Consider the following 4,594-nt stretch of genomic DNA (forward strand, 5'->3'; position numbering starts at 1 on the left):
CCTGGGTGGCGGCGCTGCTGTTCGGCGTGGCCGGCGCCGCGCAGTTGTTCGGCGCGCTCGCCGGCGGCCACGACCCGCTGCAGCCGCTGGCCAACCTGCGCGGCGGCGGCGCGGCACCCAGCGCCGAGCTGCCGTTCCGCAAGATCAAGTCCAACCAGGACCTCGACCGCGAAATCGCCGCGGCCCGGGCCGCCGGCAAACCGCTGATGCTCGACTTCTACGCCGACTGGTGCGTGGCCTGCAAGGAGATGGAGAAGTACACCTTCCCCGAACCGGCCGTACACCAGGCGCTGGAGGGCTTCGTCCTGCTCAAGGCCGACGTCACTGCCAACGACGAGACCGACCAGGCGCTGATGAAGCGGTTGGGCGTGATCGGCCCGCCGATGACGATCTATTACGCCCACGGCGCCGAACGCCGCGAGCTGCGCCTGGTCGGCTTCGAGAAGGCCGAGCCGTTCGCCGCCCGCGCGGCGCGCGCGCGCGCCGCGGTCGCCGGATCGGCCGGCGGGGAGCGCTGAGCGATGGCGATCCCCTCGGCGGTGAAGGTGATCGCGGTGGCGGTGGCCGCCGGCGCGGTGGGGCTGATCGCCGGTCAGTTGGTCGGCGGCGGCGGCTGGTTCGCGCGCACCGAGCTGGGCCAGCGCATGTGGCAGGCGGAAATGAAGATGCAGGCGCCCAAGCCGCCGGCCGACCTGGCCGTGGCCGAGCGCGGCCAGCCGATCCCGGCGCTGCGCCTGCCCGGCCTCGACGGCCAGCCGGTCGAGCTGCCCAAGGCCTATGCCGGGCGGCCGCTGCTGATCAACATCTGGGCCAGCTGGTGCGGCCCCTGCATCAAGGAAATGCCCGAGCTGGACCGCTACGCGCGCAGCCAGGGCGCCGCGGGCACGCAAGTGGTCGGCATCGCGCTCGACAACGCCGAGGACGTGGCCGCGTTCCTGAAGCGCGTGCCGGTGCACTACCCGATCCTGCTCGACGCGCCGGGCCCGCGCGATTCCGGCGTGCAGCTCGGCAACCCCAAGGGCGTGCTGCCCTACAGCGTGCTGGTCGGCGCCGACGGGCGCCTGCTCAAGCAGCGGATCGGGCCGTTCGAGGATGGCGAGATCGACGGCTGGGCCGAGTAGTCCGGCGGCGAGACGGCGGGAGGGCCTTCATGCCTGACGCCTTTGTCCCGAATCGCAGCGACCCGACCGAAAAGCGTCGGGGCTGAAGCCCCTCCCACAAAAGCAGCCCCTCCACTCGCAAGCCGCAAGCCGGGAAGCCCTTGTGGGAGGGCCTTCAGGCCCGACGCTTTTGTCCCAGGCAGCGGCGACCCGACCGAAAAGCATCGGGGCTGAAGCCCCTCCCACAAAAGCAGCTCCTCCACTCGCAAGGCGCAAGCCGGGAAGCCTTTGTGGGAGGGCCTTCAGGCCCGACGCTTTTGTCCCAGGTCGCCGCAAACCCAACCCCGGCCAGCGAGTCTCAGCCCCGCCGACATCCCCGAGCTGCGACCGCCGCCCGCAATCCCCGTGCCGCCCGCCCTCCCGCCGCGGCCGCCCCTGTGCTCGAATAGGCCGCAGCCCACTGCACGAGCACAGCGGCACGCGCCACCCGCGCAAGCAACGCCACCGCAACTGCGCCGATCCGGCATCGATCCAGCGCCGAACATTCGCATCCCGCCGCGAACATGCCGACATTTAGAGCCGCCACTCAAACAACCGCTTAAAGCGCGATAACTTCGCCGATTTGGCGGGCAACTCCTGGACAACCCGCCGGCCTTCACGCAAACTGCCGCCCTTTGAAGGCAACCGGTCCCGGTCCCGATGGCCAAGCTGCTGGTCCTGCACGGCCCCAACCTCAACCTGCTCGGCACGCGCGAGCCCGAGGTCTACGGCCGCACCACCCTGGCCGAGATCGACGCCGGTCTGGCCGCGCGCGCGGCCGACGCCGGCCACGCGCTGGAGAGCCTGCAGTCCAACGCCGAGCACGTACTGGTCGACCGGGTCCAGGCCGCGCGCACGGACGGCACCGCGCTGATCCTGATCAACCCCGCGGCCTTCACCCACACCAGCGTGGCGATCCGCGACGCCCTGGCCGCGGTCGCGATCCCGTTCGTCGAGATCCACCTGTCCAACCCGCACACCCGCGAGCCGTTCCGCCACCACAGCTACTTCAGCGACCTGGCCGTCGGCGTGGTCTGCGGCTTCGGCGCCGACAGCTACCGCTACGCGCTCGAAGCGGCCATCAAACGGCTGGCATCCTGACCCCCCTTTCGCCCGGACCGCGCCCGCGCGGCCCGCACCCAAGATCCAACACCCAGAGGCCCGCTTCATGGACCTGCGCAAAATCAAGAAACTGATCGACCTGCTCGAGGAATCCAACCTCGCCGAGATCGAGATCAAGGAAGGCGAAGAGTCGGTCCGCCTGGCCCGCGCGCCCAAGGGCGGCTACGCCGTCGCCGCGCCGGCGCCGGTCTACGCCGCGCCGGAACCGCGCGCCGCCCAGCCGATGCCGATGCAGTCGCCGACCGAAGCGGCCACCGGCGGCAGCGCCAAGCCCGGCAACGACTTGCCCGACGGCCACGTCGTGCGCGCGCCGATGGTCGGCACCTTCTACACCTCGCCGGCCCCGGACAAGCCCGCGTTCGTGTCGGTCGGCCAGACCGTCAAGGCCGGCGACACCCTGGCCATCATCGAAGCGATGAAGATGTTCAACCCGATCGAAGCCGACGTCTCCGGCACCGTGCTCAAGATCCTGGCCGAGAGCGGCCAACCGATCGAGTTCGATCAGCCGCTGTTCGTCATTGGGTGAGAGGCGAAGGGCAAGGGAACGAAGGAAAACAGGGGCTGAGGGAATGGCGGCGACGCCGCTTCTCCGCCCCGCCTCCCTCCATTCCCCTCAGCCCCGTTGTTCCCCTCTTTCCCTGCTTCCGTCCCGCTGAGAGCCTCCCATGCTCGATAAAGTCGTCATCGCCAACCGCGGCGAAATCGCGCTGCGCATCCTGCGCGCGTGCCACGCCCTGGGCATCCGCACGGTCGCGGTGCATTCCACCGTCGACCGCAACCTCAAACACGTCGCCATGGCCGACGAATCGGTGTGCATCGGGCCGGCGCCGTCGTCGGAGAGCTACCTCAACATGGCCTCGATCATCGCCGCGGCCGAGGTCACCGACGCCCAGGCGATCCATCCCGGCTACGGCTTCCTCAGCGAAAACGCCGACTTCGCCGAACGCGTCGAACAATCCGGCTTCGTCTTCATCGGCCCGCGCGCCGAGACCATCCGCCTGATGGGCGACAAGGTCGAAGCGATCCGCGCGATGAAGGACGCCGGCGTGCCCTGCGTGCCCGGCAGCGGCGGCCCGCTCGGCGACGACAACGCCGCCAACATCAAGATCGCGCGCGAGATCGGCTACCCGATCATCGTCAAGGCCGCCGGCGGCGGCGGCGGCCGCGGCATGCGCGTGGTCCACACCGAAGCGCATCTCAACGCCGCGATCCAGACCACCAAGTCCGAGGCCAAGGCCGCGTTCGGCAACGACATGGTGTACATGGAGAAATTCCTGGAAAACCCGCGCCACGTGGAGATCCAGGTGCTCGCCGACGGCCAGGGCAACGCGATCCACCTGGGCGAGCGCGACTGCTCGATGCAGCGCCGCCACCAGAAGGTGGTCGAGGAAGCGCCGGCGCCGGGCATCACCCCGGAGCAGCGCGCGCAAATCGGCAAGGTCTGCGTGGAAGCCTGCATCCGCATCGGCTACCGCGGCGCCGGCACGTTCGAGTTCCTGTACGAGAACGGCCGCTTCTACTTCATCGAAATGAACACCCGCATCCAGGTCGAGCACCCGGTGACCGAACTGGTGACCGGCATCGACCTGGTGCGCGAACAGCTGATGATCGCCGCCGGCCGCAAGCTTTCGATCAAGCAGGAAGACGTGGTGCTGGAAGGCCACGCGATCGAGTGCCGCATCAACGCCGAAGACCCGGAGACCTTCATGCCGTGCCCGGGCCCGATCAACCACTTCCACGCACCGGGCGGCCCCGGCGTGCGCGTGGACAGCCACATCTACGAAGGCTACCGCGTACCGCCGAACTACGACTCGATGATCGGCAAGCTGATCGTGCACGGCCCCGACCGCGAAACCGCGATCGCGCGCATGCGCGTGGCGCTGAGCGAGATGGTGGTGGACGGGATCAAGACCAACATCCCGCTGCAGCAGCGCATCCTGTCGGACGCCGGCTTCCAGCAGGGCGGGATGAACATCCACTACCTCGAGAAGCGGCTCAAGGAACAGAAGGAAAAGACGATCGCGATCGTCTGATTCTTCTTCCAGCAATGCCGCAACGACAAAACCCCTTCCGCGAGGAAGGGGTTTTTGTTTGCAGCTGCGCCGCTGTCTTTGCTCTTTGCTCTTTGCTCTTCGCTCTTTGCTCTTCGCTCCCCCCGCCGCCCCGAACTCGCCACAGGCAATGAGAGACCCGAAGGGCGGCGCGCAGGAAGCGCGCCGTGCGCCACCCAGGCCACGGATGGCCTGTGTGGCGCATCCCCGCGAACGCAACGAACGATAGTGGCTCTTGATTCGAAGACAGGAAAAAGCCCTTTCTTTGGTTGGCACTGTCAA

8 protein-coding genes are annotated in these 4,594 nt (G+C 68.6%); 6 read left to right on the top strand and 2 right to left on the bottom strand.

What is annotated here, in order from left to right; all coding sequences use genetic code 11:
* Positions 1–518: thioredoxin family protein (locus tag A7A76_RS04830; protein WP_206410131.1), on the top strand; the 518-nt coding region annotated here is incomplete at its 5' end.
* 3 nt (positions 519–521) lie between these two features.
* Positions 522–1,121 (top strand): TlpA family protein disulfide reductase, encoded by a 600-nt coding sequence (locus A7A76_RS04835; RefSeq protein ID WP_206410132.1) that lies wholly within the window; start codon positions 522–524, stop codon positions 1,119–1,121.
* Here A7A76_RS04835 and A7A76_RS26275 read toward each other — a convergent pair.
* Positions 1,031–1,219: a DUF6053 domain-containing protein gene (locus A7A76_RS26275; RefSeq protein WP_428995083.1), complete on the bottom strand. Its 189-nt coding sequence runs from the start codon at positions 1,217–1,219 to the stop codon at positions 1,031–1,033. The genes A7A76_RS04835 and A7A76_RS26275 overlap by 91 nt on opposite strands.
* Positions 1,149–1,346: a DUF6053 domain-containing protein gene (locus A7A76_RS26280; RefSeq protein ID WP_428995084.1), complete on the bottom strand. Its 198-nt coding sequence runs from the start codon at positions 1,344–1,346 to the stop codon at positions 1,149–1,151. The genes A7A76_RS26275 and A7A76_RS26280 overlap by 71 nt, the downstream gene beginning before the upstream one ends.
* Between A7A76_RS26280 and A7A76_RS26285 the strand changes: the two genes are divergently transcribed.
* The 4 genes from A7A76_RS26285 to accC all read left to right on the top strand — a co-directional run bounded on the left by A7A76_RS26285 (position 1,264) and on the right by accC (position 4,294).
* Positions 1,264–1,677, top strand: a complete 414-nt coding sequence (locus tag A7A76_RS26285) for a DUF6053 domain-containing protein (RefSeq protein WP_428995085.1) — start codon at positions 1,264–1,266, stop codon at positions 1,675–1,677. The two genes, A7A76_RS26280 and A7A76_RS26285, sit on opposite strands and share 83 nt — an antisense overlap.
* A 122-nt stretch (positions 1,678–1,799) precedes the next feature.
* Positions 1,800–2,240: a type II 3-dehydroquinate dehydratase gene (gene aroQ, locus A7A76_RS04840; RefSeq protein ID WP_206410133.1), complete on the top strand. Its 441-nt coding sequence runs from the start codon at positions 1,800–1,802 to the stop codon at positions 2,238–2,240.
* A 67-nt stretch (positions 2,241–2,307) separates the two neighbouring features.
* Positions 2,308–2,787 (top strand): acetyl-CoA carboxylase biotin carboxyl carrier protein, encoded by a 480-nt coding sequence (gene accB / locus A7A76_RS04845; protein ID WP_206410134.1) that lies wholly within the window; start codon positions 2,308–2,310, stop codon positions 2,785–2,787.
* Positions 2,788–2,926: 139 nt separating this feature from the next.
* Positions 2,927–4,294 carry an acetyl-CoA carboxylase biotin carboxylase subunit gene (accC, locus tag A7A76_RS04850; protein WP_206410135.1) on the top strand — a complete coding sequence of 456 codons (1,368 nt, stop codon included), beginning with the start codon at positions 2,927–2,929 and terminating at the stop codon, positions 4,292–4,294.
* Positions 4,295–4,594 lie beyond the last annotated feature (300 nt).

This window comes from Lysobacter enzymogenes (assembly GCF_017168095.1).
GTDB lineage: Bacteria > Pseudomonadota > Gammaproteobacteria > Xanthomonadales > Xanthomonadaceae > Lysobacter > Lysobacter enzymogenes_D.